The sequence below is a fragment of the Corynebacterium jamesii genome (assembly GCF_046097395.1).
Classification (GTDB): domain Bacteria; phylum Actinomycetota; class Actinomycetes; order Mycobacteriales; family Mycobacteriaceae; genus Corynebacterium.
Window position 1 is genome coordinate 61,774 of sequence record NZ_CP175789.1, and the last position, 16,015, is coordinate 77,788.

The window sequence follows — 16,015 nt, forward strand, 5'->3', positions numbered from 1 at the left end:
GGTGGTGGGCATGGCTAAAAAGAAGCGACCAACCCCCGTTCCGCCCAAGCCGATCGTCCCGCTGTTCGACTCGCACACGCACCTGTGGTCCACGGTGCTGAAGAACCAGCACCGTCAGGATGTGGTGGGAGCGGACGCAGAGGGTAAACCGTTCGGGGAAGACGATCACCGTCGCCTAGTGGGGGAGTTCATGGACCGTGCCAATGCCGTTGGCGTGCGTGGTGTGTGCACGGTCGGAGATGGCATAGAGGAGACCGAGAAGGCATTGCAGGCTGCGGAGTTCCACGACCGCGTGTGGGCTGCCTGCGCGGTGCACCCGACTAAGGCGCAGACGGTGACGGGTGAGGTGCGCGAGCGCTTGCGGGAGATGGCCTTCCACCCGCGCTGCGTGGCGATTGGCGAGACCGGGCTGGATGCCTACTGGGTCGGCAAGGTTACGGGCGCTGATGATGGGGAGGAGACTCCCAGCATCGAGGTGCAAGAAGAGGCGCTGCGTTTCCATATTGACCTGGCCTGCGAGTCCGGCAAGGCCTTGATGATCCACAACCGCGAGGCTGATGCCGACTTGCTGCGGGTACTGGCGGATGCGCCGCAGCCGGAGAGCGTAATCCTGCACTGCTTTTCCTCCCCGCTGGATGTGGCTAAGGAATCGCTGGATCGCGGGTACGTGCTCTCCTTTGCCGGCAACGTGACTTTTAAGCGCAACGAGGAGCTGCGCGAGGCGGCGCGGATTGCCCCGCCGGAGCAGATTCTGGTGGAGACGGATGCGCCGTACATGACTCCGGAGCCTTTCCGAGGCGCGCGCAACGAGCCTGCCTTCGTGGGCTACACGGCGGCCTGCGTAGCGGAGCAGCGGGGGATAGCTCCAGAGGTGCTGGGGGAGCTGGTCACGGGAAACGCTGCACGGATCTACGGGATCGACCTCGGCATGTAGCGGTTTCGCGTGGAACCCCACCCCGCTAGTGAGGTCACTGTTTCTGATGTGGCGCCAGCAAACGAAAATGTATAAAAATTAACGCAAGTTAGGGGGTGTGGCTGCTGTTGTTGCAGCTGCACCCCCATATTTGTGATTTGTGGAACATTTTGCGCCGGAGCTTTGTTTAACAAGGATTGTTATCGTACTGTGACAAAAGTTGAGAAAATCGGCGTTCGGGCGCCCCGGTCGTTTCGCGTACAGCGCGTGGCTTAGTGGAGACCGAGAGGGCGTCAGCAACAAGAGAGGCAACGATCTAGTGTCACCGAAAAAGAAGTCCCACCTGCACCGCATTAACAACACCAGCTCCACCCCGCTACGCATCGCCACGGGTGGCATGTTGGCCACCCTGGTTGTTGGTGGCGGCGTTGCGGTTGCAGGCCAAAAATCGGTCACGCTCGACGTAAATGGCGACATTATCCAGGCCAGCACCATGTCCGGCGATGTCGAGGGCGCGCTGAAGTCCGCAGGCGTGGAGATCGACAACCGCGCCATGGTTACCCCGGCACTGGACGAGTCCATCGGCGACAACTCCAAGATCACCGTTCGCAGTGCTCGCACCGTGGCCGTTACCATCGACGGCAAGCAGGAAAAGATCGATACCACCGCGCTGACCGTCGGCTCCCTGCTGGACCAGATCGGCCGCGGCGATGCTGTGAACCAGCTGTCCCAGACTCGTAACCAGGAGATCCCGCTGGACGGCATGGAGCTGGAGATCGTTACCCCGAAGAAGTTCACCCTGAACGACGGTGGTGAAGACGGCCGCATGAGCCTGCCTGCCCGTACCGTGGGCGAGATCTTCGAGATGCGCGGCACCCCGCTGGGCAAGGAAGACAAGGTCACCCCGGCTGCTGATACTCCGCTCAAGGACGGCATGCACGTAGACGTCACGCGCATCGCCAACCACGATGAGACCAAGGTGGAGGAAGTTCCGGCTCCGGAGCGCGTGAAGGAAGACCCGAACTTGCCCGAGGGTGAGGAGAAGGTCGTAAAGAAGGGCGCGCCGGGCAAGGCTCGCGTTGTTGCGACCGTCCGCACCGTCAACGGCGAAGAGGTCAGCCGCAAGGAGAAGTCCAGCAAGGAGATCACCGCACCGAAGGAGCGCGTGATCATCCGTGGCACCAAGAAGGTGGACAAGGACGACAAGGACGGCGAATCTAAGGGTTCCAACACCGGCGCCGCTGCACCGGCCGTCGCTAACGGTTCCGTCTGGGACCAGCTGGCACAGTGCGAGGCCGGTGGTAATTGGTCCATCAACACCGGCAACGGCTTCTCCGGTGGCCTGCAGTTCACACCGTCCACCTGGGCCGGCTTCGGTGGCACCGAGTATGCTCCGGCTGCCCACATGGCCACCCGCGAGCAGCAGATCGCCGTCGCCGAGCGTGTACGCGCCGGACAGGGCTGGGGCGCATGGCCAGCCTGCACCGCCAAGATGGGTCTGCGCTAAACCGCACCCTCCGCACGGCCCCGCCCTTTCCATCGGTTTTTATAGAGCACCAGCTCGACTATCCTGTGAAAGGTGAATGAACGGAAGATTCGGCTGCTGGGGCCCAACGAGATCCGGCAGCTAGCCGAGGAACTGGACTTAAACCCCACCAAAAAGCTGGGGCAGAACTTCGTCCACGATCCCAACACGGTCCGCAAAATCGTGAAGGCTGCCGACGTGACTGCCGCGGATACCGTGGTGGAGATTGGCCCGGGTCTGGGCTCTTTGACCCTCGCGCTGTTGGAAACCGGAGCCAGCGTGACCGCGGTGGAGATCGATCCGCGCCTGGCCGAGAAACTCCCCGCGACACTGGATCAGCAGGGAGCCGGTCAGGCCGATGCGGCGGTGATCCTGAAAGACGCACTGGCCGTCACGGCGCAGGACTTTGCCGATGCCAAACGCCCACTGCCCACCGCGCTGGTGGCGAACCTCCCCTATAACGTTTCCGTGCCGGTGCTTTTGCACATGCTGGAGGAGTTCCCCAGTATCGACCGAGTTCTCGTCATGGTGCAGCTGGAGGTCGCCGACCGCCTGGCCGCCGCGCCAGGCACCAAGATCTACGGCGTGCCCAGCGTGAAGGCCGGGTTCCACGGTTCCGTCACCCGCGCGGCAACCATTGGCAAGAACGTATTTTGGCCCGCGCCGAAGATCGACTCTGGCCTGGTGCGAATCGACCGCTACGCCGACGGCGAGCAGCCGTGGGCCAACGTTGTCCAAGACTGCAATGAGGGCATCGGCAATGAGGGCATCGATTCGGAACAGCTGCGCCGCGAGGTATTCGCCCTGGCGGATGCAGCCTTCCTACAGCGCCGCAAGACCCTGCGCGCGGCCTTGTCCGGGTACTTTGGCAGCGGCCAGGCGGCCGAGGAGGCACTGCGGGGTGCGGGAATCGAGCCGACCCTGCGTGGAGAAAAGCTCTCCACGGAACAGTTTGTGCAGCTTGCCGTGGCCTCTTTGCACGGACCCCACCGCGACGAACAGCGAGGTATCCGATGAGTGTGTCTCACATCTTCGGCTCCACCGAGCCCAGGTACCGTTCCGTCACGGCCAGTGCGCACGGGAAAGTTAACCTCCACCTTGGTGTGGGACCGGCCCGCGAAGACGGCTACCACGAGCTAGACACAATCTTTCAGGCCGTCTCGCTGAAGGAGGAGGTCACGGTCGCGCTGAAAGAAGGCGCACCGGAGCTGTGCACCTGGACCGTCAGCGGTTTCGACTCGCACCTGGTGCCGCAGGATTTCAGCAACCTGGCCTGGAAGGCCGTAGCGGAGATCCAGAAGCTGGCACGACACGCGCACGTGCCATGGGCAGAGGTCCCCGTACATATCCACATTGACAAGGGAATCCCCGTCGCTGGCGGCATGGCCGGTGGTTCGGCCGATGCCGCTGCCGCCCTCATCGCGGCGACAGAACTTTATTTCCCGGATCCGCGCTCCCCACGCCGGCCGGATAGCGCGCGACTGTCCGAGATTGCAGCCGACCTGGGCGCCGACGTGCCCTTCTGCCTACTGGGTGGCACGGCCAGGGGTACGGGTAAAGGGGAAAACCTCATGCCCGTCATCGCCACGGGCACCTATCACTGGGCCATTGCCACCGATAAGCGCGGTCTGTCCACTCCGGAAGTGTTCAAGCAGCTGGACCAACAACGCACAACTGCCTCTACAGACAGCCCACGGGCAGCGCGGGCAGGCAGCCCTGATGCGCTGATCGCAGCTCTGCGGACCGGAGACCCGGCCGAGGTTGGCAAATTTCTCGTCAACGACCTACAAGCCCCAGCCATCAGCCTGCTGCCCAGCCTGCGGGAAACGCTCACGGCCGCCGACGAAGCTGGCGCCATTGCCGCGATTGTGTCTGGCTCCGGTCCCACCGTGGCCATGCTGTGTGCGTCCGCTGACGATGCGGTGGATGTAGCGACGGCCGTGAGCGTGGCCGGGAAAGCTAGCTCCACGATGACGACAAGTTCCCCGGCTGCGGCTGCGGGCGTCATAAAAAGGGAAGAAATACGTGAGTAACCTCATCAACCTAGAAAAAGTCTCGAAGAGCTACGGGCTAAAGCCCCTGCTCGACGACGTGAGCCTCGGCGTGGCCAGCAACGATCGCATCGGTGTGGTCGGACTCAACGGCGGTGGTAAGTCCACGCTGCTGAACATACTGAGCCAGAAGGACGCGCCGGATTCTGGGCGCGTGAGCCACAACAATGACCTCCGCATGGCCATGGTCACCCAGGATGTACTGCGTGACGCGCCAGAAGGCATGACTGTTGCCGAGGCAGTGCTGGAACCGCTGGGGCTGCAGGAATACGAGTGGGCGGGTAACCCTAAGGTGCGCAGTGTGCTCAATGGGCTGGATATCGCCCGCCTGGGGCTGGATGCGAAGGTACAGGCGCTATCCGGTGGCGAACGGCGCCGAACCGGCCTGGCCGCTGCACTGGTGCAGGATCTGGACCTGCTGATTCTCGACGAGCCGACCAACCATCTGGACGTTGAGGGCGTGCAGTGGTTGGCGGAGCACCTGCTGGGTCGCAACACCGCATTGGTGGTCGTGACTCACGATCGTTGGTTCTTGGATACCGTCGCCAACCACACCTGGGAGGTCCACGACGGGGCGGTGGACGTCTACGAGGGCGGCTACAACGACTGGACCTTCGCCCGCGCCGAGCGTGCCCGTCAGGCAGACGCGGCCGAGCAGCGCCGCCAGAACCTTGCGCGCAAGGAGCTGGCGTGGCTACGCCGCGGGGCGCCGGCGCGTACCTCGAAGCCGCGCTACCGCATCGAGGCCGCGGAGTCCCTGATCGCGGACGTGCCGCCAGTGCGTAACAAGGTGGAGCTCATGAGTTTCTCCGCCCGCCGCCAGGGCAAAAAGGTCATCGAGCTGGAAGATGCACGCATCGCCACCCCCGACGGCCGCACACTGGTAGACGATCTGACCTGGCGTTTGGGTCCCGGCGAGCGCATCGGTCTGGTGGGTGTGAACGGCTCCGGTAAGACCACTCTGCTGCGCACTCTGGCGGGCGAAGCACCCCTGGAACAGGGCCGCCGCGTCGAGGGCAAGACCGTTCGTCTGGGCTGGTTGCGCCAGGAGCTGGACGATCTAGACCCCACGAAGCGCCTGATTGAGGCGGTGCAGGACGTTGCTAGCTACGTGACTTTCGGCGACAAGGAGATCAGCGCCTCGCAGCTGGCCGAACGGCTGGGGTTTAGCGCGAAGCGCCAGCGCACGCCCATCGGGGACCTCTCGGGTGGCGAGAAACGCCGCCTGCAGCTGACCCGCGTGCTGATGGCTGAACCGAACGTGCTGCTGCTGGACGAGCCGACCAATGACCTGGACATCGACACCCTGCAGGAACTGGAAAGCCTGCTGGACGAATGGCCTGGCACGCTCGTGGTGATTTCCCACGACCGCTACCTGATTGAACGCATCTGCGATTCCACCTGGGCACTGTTCGGCGATGGACAGTTGACCAACCTGCCCGGTGGCATCGAGCAATATCTGGAGCGCCGCAAGCGGGAGGCCAGCGACGAAGGGCGCAAGAATACGCTGTCCTTCGACGATGCTGGTTCTGGTGCTGTTTCTTCTGGACGCCCCAGTCTCGGCGCCAAGGAAGTTCACGCGCTCACTAAAGAAATGAGTGCTCTGGAGAGGAAGATGGCCAAGGTCGAGGCGAAGATCAACTCCATCCACGAGAAAATGAACGACGTCGCGGAAAAAGCGGCCACCGGCGAGCCGGTGACGGACGAGTTGGCGGCGCTGGATAAGGACCTCAAGGCCAACCAGGATAAGCACGATGAGCTGGAGATGAAGTGGCTGGAAATAGGGGAGAAGCTTGAAGATAACTGAGGTCGCCTCCTCTGCCGAGGGGGAGATCACAGACAGACTCAGCGCTGCCAAAGATCAGTGGGAGGCCCACGTTGATCCCGGCGGCGTGCTTGTTGGTGCGCTGCTGTTCGCGGCTTCGCTGACACCTTCTCTGCTGCCGCGCGACTGGATGTTTCAGGGCGTGGTCGCAGGAATTTCTGGCGGCACCGGCTACATCTTGGGCGTGTTCTTGCACTGGCTGTGGGAAGCATTCCTGCAAAAGTATGTCGGGGAGCCTGTGTGGAAGGCGCGCAGAAAGGCCCGAGGGATGCTGGAGGTCCTGCAGCACAGAGCTGGGATTAGCGACAGCGGTATGCGCACGCTGCGCAATGGGCTGGAGGTCGGCTTTGTAGTCTTGGTGATTCTGGCTCTGCTGGTGTGGGTTTCCTTCGCCGTACGTTGGCAGCAGGAGTTGGCGCATCTGATGGGGGCGGAGGCCTATACCGCGGGGGAGTTCCTGCTGGTGCTACCTATCGGCATTGGGCTCTGGGCACTGATCGTTCTGGTCGGCAAAGGGCTGATCTGGTTAGTAGAGGCCCTGGAGGACGGGCCGGTGGGGCGCCGTTTGGGCGGAGTTACTCGTCCGCTGTTCGCCTGGCTGGCCGTTGGCATGGCGCTGCTATTCGTCGTGGATACAGTCGTGCCCGGCACCGTCGTCCGCGCCACGGAACGGGTGTTTTCGGTCCGCGATCAGGAAATCCGTCCGGATCTCAAACAACCTCATGTGCCGGAGCGCTCCGGCAGTCCGGAATCGCCTAACAAGTGGGAGGACTTGGGGGCCTTCGGTACCCGATTCGTCGGCTTGGGACTGTACAAGGAGGAGCTGGAAGCCTTGACAGGGCGCCCCAGCAAGGAGCCGATCCGCGTCTACGCCGGCCTGAAGAACGGCAATGCCAGCGCAGATGTCGACCCAGATACGGCTCGCGCGCGAAGCGTGGTGGACGAGTTGAAGAGGACGGGGGCTAAGGATCGTAAGGCGCTGCTGGTGGTACCTGCGACCGGCACCGGGTGGGTCAATCCAACGGCCGCGCAGGCCTTCGAGCTGATGTTTGACGGAGATTCTGCGATCGCCTCAAACCAGTACTCCTATCTTCCCAGCGGTGTGCAGTTCATCGCTGATCAGCAGCGCGTGGAAGATGCGGGCGAGGCTCTGGTCTCTGCCGTAGTGGACTGGTGGCATACCCTGCCGGAGGAGCACCGGCCGAAGCTCTACGTCTACGGTGAATCTCTGGGTACCAATGCGGGCAGTGGCGCGTTTTCTGGCGTACGCGACATCGCTGCCAGCGTGGATGGTTTGCTGTGGGTGGGGCCACCGAACTCCAACAAGCTCTGGCATGGGCTGGTGGATCGGCGAGACCCCGGGTCCCCGCAGGTTTCCGCGGAGTATGCAGGCGGGCTGAATGTGCGCTTCGCGGAGAACACCGAGGAGATCTGGAGGTGGCGCGACGAGCAGGATTTGATTTCCCCCGGAGGCTGGCACAGTCCGCGCATCCTTTTCCTGCAGCATCCCTCGGATCCGGTGGTGTGGTGGTCGCCGTCGTTGATCGCTAAGGAACCCGACTGGCTGAAGGAACCGGCGGGCTTCGACCGTTCGCCGTCGATGTCTTGGATTCCATTTGTAACCTTCTGGCAGGTCACGATGGATCTTCCAGTCGCAGCTAACGTTCCGAATGGCCACGGCCATAATTACGGCAACGGTGTGTTGGACGCGATGCTGGCGATGGTTGGTGGGGAGGACTTCAACCCGGACCGTGCCGCAACGCTTCGCGCGCAGCTGGACAAGGCGATGTCCACGCAGGGGCCGGAAAAAGAAGTCGGCGTGGATAACGGCTAGGTTGCCAACGTCAAGGTTGCCAACGGCTAGGGTTCGCGCAGGAATCATAGGCTAGGGGTGCGCACCGGTGCCTGCCAGCACACCGGTGGGAAGCGTAGGGTGGGGAACCATGATCCTTATCAACGTTAAGTACAAGGTTCGCCCCGAGTTTGCCGACACCTTCCTGCAGGAGGTCTCCTGGTTCACAGAGTCCACCCGCGCCGAAGAGGGCAACATCTTCTTCGACTGGTTCCGTAACCCGGAAAACCCGAACGAATACCTGTTGATCGAGGCCTTCCAGGACGGTACCGACGTCGCCCACGTGGAGTCCGAGCACTTCCAGCGCGCCTGCGACGAGATGCCGAAGTACCTGCTGGAGACCCCGGAGATCATCAACACGAAGATCCCTGGCAAGGCCGAGTGGGATCGCATGGCGGAGTTCCGCGTCGAGGACAACTAGCCCGTTACCTAGCATGACTGTCAGCGTCTTTGACCTCTTCCAGATCGGCGTGGGTCCGTCCTCTTCGCACACCGTAGGGCCGATGCGGGCGGGTCTGTCCTTCGCGCAGCGGGTCAAGGCTCTCGTAGGAGAGGGCGCCACGTCTGCCCACTCCACCGCCGCAGCCGATGAGGAAGGACTGCACCCATTGGGTTCGGACAAGTTGGCGAGCGTCGTGAGCCTGCCCGACGAGGGGGAGTTGGGGCCAAGCATCAGCATTATCTTGTACGGCTCGCTGGCCGCGACGGGGGCAGGGCACGGTACGCTGGGAGCCTGCCTGTTGGGTCTGGATGGCGCCGATCCGGCGCAGGTGGATCCGGACTATATGCAATCCCGACTAGAGGAGATCCGCGCTACGCGCACGATTTACCTGGCGGGAGATAAGAACCTGCCGATAACCTGCGGTTTCGAGGACATTGTTTTGCGCCCTACCGTGCGGCGCTCGGTGCACACCAACGCGATGACGTTCGTGATCAACGGTCTGACCCAGACCGCGGCGCATCCGCAATCCGAACCACTGAAGCAGACGTATTACTCCATCGGTGGTGGCTTTATCCGCACGGAAGAGGAAGTCCCCGCACTGGACGAGCTCAGTGGACCGTGGTTGTTTGAGTCCGGCGACAAGCTCATTTCCCTGGCTGAGCACGAGGGATTGTCGCTGGGGGAGGTGCAGCGGCGCTGTGAGCAGTCGTTGCGTACGGACGAACAGATCAACGCGAACCTGGATGCTATAGCTCAAGCCATGCAGGATTGCGCCAAGCGTGGCGTGACCTTCGCCGGCGTACTGCCGGGGTCCCTGCGGGTTCGTCGTCGCGCTAAGCGGTGGTACGACCAGTTGATGGAGGAGGACCCGCACCGCACCGCGGAATTTTCCGAGGACTGGGTGAACCTGGTCGCCTTGGCGGTGAACGAGGAGAATGCGGCCGGCGGGCGCGTGGTGACTGCACCGACGAATGGCGCGGCAGGCATCATCCCAGCGGTTCTGTTTTATGCTCGCGAGTTCACACCTGCTGGCAGGGAGGACCCATTCCGGGTAAATCGCCGCTTCCTGCTGGCTGCGGGCGCAGTCGGCTCCCTGTACAAAGAGCGCGCCAGCATCTCTGGAGCAGAGGTTGGTTGTCAGGGCGAGGTCGGCTCGGCAGCTTCCATGGCTGCCGCCGGGCTGGCGGAGGTGCTGGGTGGCTCGCCACGCCAGGTTGCCAATGCCGCTGAGATCGCGATGGAGCACTCGTTGGGGCTCACCTGCGACCCCATCGGCGGGCTGGTGCAGATTCCCTACATCGAAAGAAACGCCATCAGCGCGGGCAAGGCTATCAACGCGGCGAAGATGGCGATGCGTGGCGACGGGGATCACCACGTCACTCTCGACGAGGTGATCGAGACTATGCGCCAGACGGGCAAGGACATGTCTGAGAAGTACAAGGAAACGGCCGGTGGCGGGCTGGCAACCAACGTCTCCGTCAACGTGCCGGAGTGCTGAACGAGCTCCTTAGTGCTTCCAAGTTCTCGTTAGGCTTCTGAGGCTTCTTTGTTGACCTCGGCAGAGGCCGCGTTGCGGCGGCCACGGTTCGTGCTGCTGTTACCACGGTACGGTGCGAGGCGAATCACCATCACCACCAGCGCGAGTATGGTCCACCACAGGTAAGCGTTGCCCAGGAGTGCCTGCCAGGCGTTCCACTCCAACTCGCGCTGTTCCTGGAAGGGAACGAACGTCGTGGGTTCGAAGGCGAAAGCCGCGAAGCCCAAGACCACCAGGGTGATCCATAGCCAGCGGGGCGTGGACAGCGGGGAAGCGGGGTGGGCGAATGCGTAGCTGGCCAGCGCCACCAGCAGCACTGGCGCCCACGACCAGTGGTGATTCCAGGAAATCGGGCTGGCTAGAAGCGCGAACAGCGAATTCACACACAGCGCGACGATAGGCGCCTGGATCTGAAGCAGCTTGAACATAACGAAGGCAATGACCGCCAGCGACACGCACACCAGCAGCACCCACAGCAGGCTGGAGGAGTCCGCCGTTCGCAGTCCGAAGCGGTAGAGCAGGCCGTTGAGGCTCTGGTTCAGGGCGTACTCGTGGTTGCCGATACGGCTGGAATCGCGCAGCGTGTGGGTCCAGTACTCCAGAGAATCTCGCGGCAGGATCAGCCACGCCAGAGCTGTTGTGCCTAGCGTGCCCGCGCCCATGCGCAGGATGGAACCCCAATCCTTGCGCAGTAAGAACCAGAGGCCGAACACTGCGGGCGTCAATTTGATGGCAACCGCAGCGCCCGTCAGCAGGCCACGAAAACGGCGAGGAACCACTAGCGCATCGGCAAAAACCATGCCCATCAGCAGCACGTTGATCTGCCCGTAAGCCAGGCTAGTGTGGATCGGGCTCAGGTGAATCAGCACGGTGGTGAGCGTCACGGCGATCCATCCGGCGGACGCACGATCCAGGCGCGCCGACACGTGCACAGTATGGGCGAAAACCCACCAAGTAATCGCTACTGTGGCGACGATCAGCAGGATCGCCGACAGGTCGTAGGGCAGCACTGCCAGGGGGGTGAACAGTAGCGCCGAGATTGGGGGATAGGTGAAGGGCAGGTACGTATCGCCGATGATGTGGAAGTGGCCGCTGTAGAGCTCCTGGCCGTCCAGTACGCGCTGGGCGCCTACGCGGTAGACATCCAGGTCTAGGTGGTAGTGGAAGCCACGGGTGTTGATGATCTTGGGCACAACGGACAGCACCATGACTACGCTGAGTGCGATCTTTACCGGAAGGCTGATTGTGAGGTGTCTGAAGCGTTCCGTCCGCGGAGAAGCGGCTTCCATTGTCTGCATAACGGCTAATTATTGCACCATTTGCGGCACGGTTCGTGCCGCGGCTCGCCGACGCTGAAAGGCGGCAGCACATTAGGCGTTTAGCCTGCAAAGAACTAGACTTAGAACAATGAATAATGCGCTACCCAAGCTAGACAAAAAGGCCTACGAAAAAGAGCTCAAAAGGCTCCAGGCGGAACTCGTCGAACTGCAGCAGTGGGTGGTGGAAACCGGCGCGCGAATCGTCATCGTGATGGAGGGGCGCGATGCTGCGGGCAAGGGCTCGGCGATCAAGCGCATCACGCAGTATCTTAGCCCCCGCGTTTGTCGCATTGAGGCCTTGCCGGCGCCGAACTCTCGCGAACAGGGCCAGTGGTACTTCCAGAGGTACATCGAGAAGCTGCCGACGGCCGGCGAGATCGTCATCTTCGATCGCTCCTGGTACAACCGCGCGGGCGTGGAGCGCGTGATGGGCTTCTGCACCACACAGGAGTACCGTCGCTTCCTGCACCAGGCCCCGATTTTCGAGCGCCTGCTGGTGGAGGACGGCATCATCCTGCGCAAGTACTGGTTCTCTGTCTCCGATGAAGAGCAGATCCGGCGCTTCCAGTCCCGTCAGTCCGATCCGCTGCGCCAGTGGAAGCTTTCCCCCATGGATCTGCAGTCCATCACGCGGTGGGAGGATTACTCGCGTGCGAAGGACGAAATGTTCGTACACACCGATATTCCGTCTGCCCCGTGGTACACGGTGGAGTCTGAGGATAAGAAGCGTTCCCGTATCAACGTGATTAACCACCTGCTGAACACGATTCCGTGGGAGTACGTGGAAAAGAGCGTGCCGAAGATCCCGGAGCGTCCGGATTCCGATTCGACCTACGAACGCCCGCCGCGCACTCAGTTCCGTTACGTGCCTGACATGGCGAAAATGCTGGAGAAGGACGCGGTGAAGAAGTCCCAGGAGGACGCCGCTGCGGCGTCCAAAAAGAAAAAGAGCGACAAAAGCGACAAGAGCGACAACAAAAAGGCCGACAAAAAGAAGGCCAAAAAGTCCAAAAAACGCTCTAAAAAGTCCTAGTAGACCTTAGATTCCGCCGAGTACTTCGCCACGATCGGTAGGGGAAATGCTTAGCTTGGGCTGCGATTTTTCTAGGACCCTGGAATTATGGTGGCATGGTTGATAGGAGAAGGAAACATCCGACGTACGACCCCGACGCGGAAGTAACCACCGTCGTCGCAGGTCACATCGGGGTGATCGAGCTCAATCGCCCGAAGGCTCTGAACTCCTTGAACGTGGAGATGATCCGCCTGATCCGCGAGGCGATCGACAAGTGGGCCGATGATGACTGGATTCAGTTCATCGTGATCAAGTCCTCCTCCGAACGGGCTTTCTGCGCGGGCGGCGACGTCCGCTATGTGCGTATGCGCGACATGAAGCGGATGCATCGCTTCGGCGACACGTTCTTCGAGGAGGAGTATGCCCTCAATGAGCGCCTGTCGCAGGTAAACAAACCCGTCATCGCGCTGCTGGAAGGCATCGTCATGGGTGGGGGTATGGGCATATCGATGCACGGCTCGCACCGTGTGGTGACCCCTCGCACCCTCGGCGCAATGCCGGAGGCCGCTATCGGATTCGTCCCCGATGTGGGCATGTCTTACCGGCTTACGCATTTGGATGTGTCGCCCGCCGTGGGCCTGTTTATCGCCACGACGGGGTGGCGCCTTGGCCCTGCGGACATGCTGTACACAGGCCTGGGCACGAACCTGGTGGCAGATGTGCATGACTTCGAATCCGACCTGCATTCGGGCAACCTGCCAGAGGCGCTGAGTGCGAATGCGCTGGATCCGCGGGAGTTAGACGAACCCGCTTCCGCGTTGCAGCGCCACGCGGAGTGGATCGAGCAGACCTTCGCCGATGGTTCCTGGCCCGACATTGAAGCCCGGATCGTTCGGGATGCGGGTTCTTCTTTGGACGCCGAACTGGAGCAGTTTATTGCCAAGGTGACCAAGTCCCTGCAGGAGGCTAACCCGGAGAGCCTGGTGGCCACGGTGGAGCTTTTCCGCCGGGCAGAGCATGCAACGCTGCGCGAGGCGCTGGATATGGAGTACAAGGTCGGGACGGAGCTGCGTCAAGGGCCTAACTTTATCGAGGGCGTGCGGGCAGTGCTGGAGCACAAGGACCACAACGCGCAGTTCGACCCCGCATCCACCGAAGACGTAGACGTAAAGAAGTGGCGTAAGCTGTTGGGGGATTAGTTAGCTGGCTAGTTGGTTTGGGGGAGGGCTGCGTTATCCGTGCGCTGGATCCGTAGCCAGACGAAGAAGCCCCACAGTACAAACGCCGCATAGACCAGGTATAGCGCGGCTGAGGGGTAGTAGCCTGCGGCTAGCAACAAGGGTACGCCGACGATATCTACTCCGATCCAGATCAGCCAGAATTCCGTCCAGCCCCGGGCCATGCCGAAGGTGGCCAGAATGGAGCCGGTGAAGATCCAGGCGTCTGCCCACGGTCCCCAGGAGCCTAGAGCGTTGAAGATCAGGGCGAAGACGACGGTGCCGATGACGGCGAATGTGAGCATCCCCATGCGCTCCTTGGCACTGGCCCACTTCGGCTGCACCGCAGCACTATCCGCGGCGGGTTCGCTGACGATGGAGCGGGAGGGGTCGGTGTTGTCCGGCTCGCGCATGCCTGCCGTACGGGCACGGTTCCATTGGTACCAGCCGTACAAAGAGACGATGAGGAACATTATCTGGCGCCCGGCCTGACCGTAGAGGTCAAGGTCTTGCGGAGTATGGAAAAGGCCGCCCAGAAACACGGTAAATAGCAGTACATTGCCGACGATGCCCACGGGCCACGCCCACACCACGCGCTTCATTCCCCCGACGGCAGAGGCTAGGCCGAACAGATTGCCGACGATCTCTCGCCAAAGGATTGAGTAGCCGCCAATGACGAGCGTTGCATTGAGAAGCGTTGAAAAGATTCCCTCGGTTTCCACAGTGACTATCTTCCCCCATGCGGTTCCGGCGTAGGAAACCGGGCTCGTTGTCTAGCTACTGTGTTTAGCTTTCGCCCTTGGGGTGTTCCACGCGGGCTAGCATGTCGAAAGCCCGGTTGTATAGCTCTTGTGGGCTCCGGCCACCCGCCAGCTTTTCGTCAACGGAAGCCTCCATGGCGCGCATGGCGATGCTGAAGGAAACATCTAGCAGCAGATACGCCTCGAATGGCGTGAGGACGGGGTCTACGTCGCACAGTGCCTTGGTTGCCGGGGCGGCGAGGGTGGGTAGATCCACCTCCATGCGGCTGCTGCTTCCCCTATCCTGTGGGTTTTCCAGCATAGTGAGTAGCGGCTTGAACTTGCGGATATCCGGGGTCGTGGGATCCGGCTGGGCAAGTGTCTCCGGGGCAGCGGAAGCGTTCGAGGCATTGTAGGGCGGGAAACAGTAGATCCACATGCCATCGCGCAGAATGTCGACGATGCTGCCGGTGGGGTGGTTTGCTGCGATCTCGCGGATCCGGTCTGCGAAGTGCGCGAAAACCTCGTGCAGGTAGTAGGCGAAGACATCGTCGCGACGCTCAAAGTAGTTGTGGAAGGTGCGGGTGGACACGCCGGCGCGTTTGGTGATGGCTTGTACCGTAGCGGCCTCCGGGCCGTAGCCCATAAACAGCTCAATGGCTGCGTCGATGAGGTTCTGCTTGGTTTCGGCCTTCTTCTGCTCGCGCCGGGTGGCGGAGGGTTCGGGGATGGTCGCGCCTATCGACATGTGAGTGGTGAAGCCTTTCATTCTGCCCAGTGAGTTAAATGTGTGAAGTGAAGCTGAATGAAGATTAGCGTAGCAGTTCTGATATTCGCAAAACCTGTATTCAAAAATTAATGCCTGAGAGTCTCGTTAAAATTTTTATTGTGCATAACGAATTTTATTTCGTATCGGACGCTAACCGAGTTGTGAAAGGCCTCCTGCCAATAAGCGAAAAGCATTTCGAAAATCTTTTTCGGTGGCGGTATTTCCGGCCTTAGAGAGCTCCGTGAATGTGCCGGGGACGAACATCACTGTATTGATGAGGAGTAGCGCGTTGGCTGTGGAGAGGCTGCCGCCCTCGCGCTCGCTGTATTGCTGAAATGCCTGGATAAGTGGGGAAAAGAATTCTATGCCGGTGCTGAAGTGACGCTCGCTCCGGGGAAGAGCTCCTCCTTGTGCTGTGCCGAGATACCGCGGAGGTAATCGGCGAGGCGGGAGAGAGTGTCGAAACTATTCGGGTTTTCGGCTGGGCGATTATAGAAATGCACCGCGATATTCTCGGCGACAGAAATCAAAGGTTGCCCAGGCTCTGCATCCTTTACCATACTAACTATTTCATCAATGAATTGATTTAGTATGAATAACAAAGCTGCTTCCCGATGGGGGAAGTAGTTGTGAAATGTGCGCGCAGAAACATTCGCTTTTTCCGCGATTCGGGCAATTGTTGCATTCTCTGTACCCTCGTTGACTAATACGTCCACAGTGGCATGGGCAATGCGCTTCCGCGTTTCGACCTTCTTGCGATCACGCAGGCCAAGAACCTTTTCCTCCGACTGCTCGCCGTTCTGGTAGCTCATC

Annotated in this window: 14 protein-coding genes; 10 read left to right on the top strand and 4 right to left on the bottom strand. The window is 61.3% G+C overall.

Annotated features, from left to right (window positions below; all coding sequences use genetic code 11):
* Nucleotides 1-10: 10 nt before the first annotated feature.
* The 8 genes from ACKFRT_RS00315 (at nucleotide 11) to ACKFRT_RS00350 (ending at nucleotide 10,106) form a co-directional block, all read left to right on the top strand.
* Nucleotides 11-934, top strand: coding sequence for a TatD family hydrolase (locus tag ACKFRT_RS00315; RefSeq protein WP_408925335.1), 924 nt, complete (start codon nucleotides 11-13; stop codon nucleotides 932-934).
* A gap of 298 nt (nucleotides 935-1,232) precedes the next feature.
* Nucleotides 1,233-2,420, top strand: coding sequence for a transglycosylase family protein (locus ACKFRT_RS00320; RefSeq protein ID WP_408925336.1), 1,188 nt, complete (start codon nucleotides 1,233-1,235; stop codon nucleotides 2,418-2,420).
* Between the two features lie 72 nt (nucleotides 2,421-2,492).
* Nucleotides 2,493-3,455: a 16S rRNA (adenine(1518)-N(6)/adenine(1519)-N(6))-dimethyltransferase RsmA gene (gene rsmA / locus ACKFRT_RS00325; protein WP_408925337.1), complete on the top strand. Its 963-nt coding sequence runs from the start codon at nucleotides 2,493-2,495 to the stop codon at nucleotides 3,453-3,455.
* A complete protein-coding gene (locus ACKFRT_RS00330) occupies nucleotides 3,452-4,471 on the top strand; it encodes a 4-(cytidine 5'-diphospho)-2-C-methyl-D-erythritol kinase (RefSeq protein WP_296214321.1) in 1,020 nt (339 codons plus the stop codon). Before rsmA ends, ACKFRT_RS00330 begins: the two co-directional genes overlap by 4 nt.
* Nucleotides 4,464-6,296 (top strand): ABC-F family ATP-binding cassette domain-containing protein, encoded by a 1,833-nt coding sequence (locus tag ACKFRT_RS00335; RefSeq protein ID WP_408925338.1) that lies wholly within the window; start codon nucleotides 4,464-4,466, stop codon nucleotides 6,294-6,296. Before ACKFRT_RS00330 ends, ACKFRT_RS00335 begins: the two co-directional genes overlap by 8 nt.
* Nucleotides 6,283-8,148, top strand: a complete 1,866-nt coding sequence (locus ACKFRT_RS00340; RefSeq protein WP_408925339.1) for an alpha/beta hydrolase — start codon at nucleotides 6,283-6,285, stop codon at nucleotides 8,146-8,148. Before ACKFRT_RS00335 ends, ACKFRT_RS00340 begins: the two co-directional genes overlap by 14 nt.
* A gap of 109 nt (nucleotides 8,149-8,257) precedes the next feature.
* Nucleotides 8,258-8,587: a putative quinol monooxygenase gene (locus ACKFRT_RS00345; protein WP_296214328.1), complete on the top strand. Its 330-nt coding sequence runs from the start codon at nucleotides 8,258-8,260 to the stop codon at nucleotides 8,585-8,587.
* A gap of 13 nt (nucleotides 8,588-8,600) precedes the next feature.
* Nucleotides 8,601-10,106: an L-serine ammonia-lyase gene (locus ACKFRT_RS00350; protein WP_408925340.1), complete on the top strand. Its 1,506-nt coding sequence runs from the start codon at nucleotides 8,601-8,603 to the stop codon at nucleotides 10,104-10,106.
* Between the two features lie 29 nt (nucleotides 10,107-10,135).
* Here the strand turns inward: ACKFRT_RS00350 and ACKFRT_RS00355 are convergent, their stop codons facing one another.
* Complete coding sequence (locus tag ACKFRT_RS00355) at nucleotides 10,136-11,443, bottom strand: glycosyltransferase 87 family protein (RefSeq protein ID WP_408925341.1); 1,308 nt, start codon at nucleotides 11,441-11,443, stop codon at nucleotides 10,136-10,138.
* A 109-nt stretch (nucleotides 11,444-11,552) separates the two neighbouring features.
* Here ACKFRT_RS00355 and ppk2 point away from each other — a divergent pair, with 109 nt between their 5' ends.
* Nucleotides 11,553-12,497: a polyphosphate kinase 2 gene (ppk2, locus tag ACKFRT_RS00360; RefSeq protein WP_408925342.1), complete on the top strand. Its 945-nt coding sequence runs from the start codon at nucleotides 11,553-11,555 to the stop codon at nucleotides 12,495-12,497.
* 95 nt (nucleotides 12,498-12,592) lie between these two features.
* Nucleotides 12,593-13,675, top strand: a complete 1,083-nt coding sequence (locus tag ACKFRT_RS00365; RefSeq protein ID WP_408925343.1) for a 3-hydroxyisobutyryl-CoA hydrolase — start codon at nucleotides 12,593-12,595, stop codon at nucleotides 13,673-13,675.
* A gap of 8 nt (nucleotides 13,676-13,683) precedes the next feature.
* Here the strand turns inward: ACKFRT_RS00365 and ACKFRT_RS00370 are convergent, their stop codons facing one another.
* The 3 genes from ACKFRT_RS00370 to ACKFRT_RS00380 form a co-directional block, all read right to left on the bottom strand.
* On the bottom strand, nucleotides 13,684-14,424 hold the full coding sequence (locus ACKFRT_RS00370; protein ID WP_408926108.1) for a nicotinamide riboside transporter PnuC: 741 nt from the start codon (nucleotides 14,422-14,424) through the stop codon (nucleotides 13,684-13,686).
* A gap of 55 nt (nucleotides 14,425-14,479) precedes the next feature.
* Entirely contained in the window at nucleotides 14,480-15,181 is a 702-nt protein-coding gene (locus tag ACKFRT_RS00375) for a TetR/AcrR family transcriptional regulator (RefSeq protein WP_408925344.1), read from the bottom strand.
* Between the two features lie 383 nt (nucleotides 15,182-15,564).
* On the bottom strand, nucleotides 15,565-16,014 hold the full coding sequence (locus ACKFRT_RS00380) for a TetR/AcrR family transcriptional regulator (RefSeq protein WP_408925345.1): 450 nt from the start codon (nucleotides 16,012-16,014) through the stop codon (nucleotides 15,565-15,567).
* Nucleotide 16,015: the final 1 nt, after the last annotated feature.

Bases quoted from the DNA above. Each gene is read 5' to 3' on its own strand.
- ACKFRT_RS00345 (WP_296214328.1), top strand. From the start codon at position 8,258: ATGATCCTTATCAACGTTAAGTACAAGGTTCGCCCCGAGTTTGCCGAC.
- ACKFRT_RS00350 (WP_408925340.1), top strand. From the start codon at position 8,601: ATGACTGTCAGCGTCTTTGACCTCTTCCAGATCGGCGTGGGTCCGTCC.
- ACKFRT_RS00355 (WP_408925341.1), bottom strand. From the start codon at position 11,443: ATGCAGACAATGGAAGCCGCTTCTCCGCGGACGGAACGCTTCAGACAC.
- ACKFRT_RS00375 (WP_408925344.1), bottom strand. From the start codon at position 15,181: ATGTCGATAGGCGCGACCATCCCCGAACCCTCCGCCACCCGGCGCGAG.
- ppk2 (WP_408925342.1), top strand. From the start codon at position 11,553: ATGAATAATGCGCTACCCAAGCTAGACAAAAAGGCCTACGAAAAAGAG.
- ACKFRT_RS00365 (WP_408925343.1), top strand. From the start codon at position 12,593: ATGGTTGATAGGAGAAGGAAACATCCGACGTACGACCCCGACGCGGAA.
- ACKFRT_RS00380 (WP_408925345.1), bottom strand. From the start codon at position 16,014: ATGAGCTACCAGAACGGCGAGCAGTCGGAGGAAAAGGTTCTTGGCCTG.
- ACKFRT_RS00330 (WP_296214321.1), top strand. From the start codon at position 3,452: ATGAGTGTGTCTCACATCTTCGGCTCCACCGAGCCCAGGTACCGTTCC.
- ACKFRT_RS00315 (WP_408925335.1), top strand. From the start codon at position 11: ATGGCTAAAAAGAAGCGACCAACCCCCGTTCCGCCCAAGCCGATCGTC.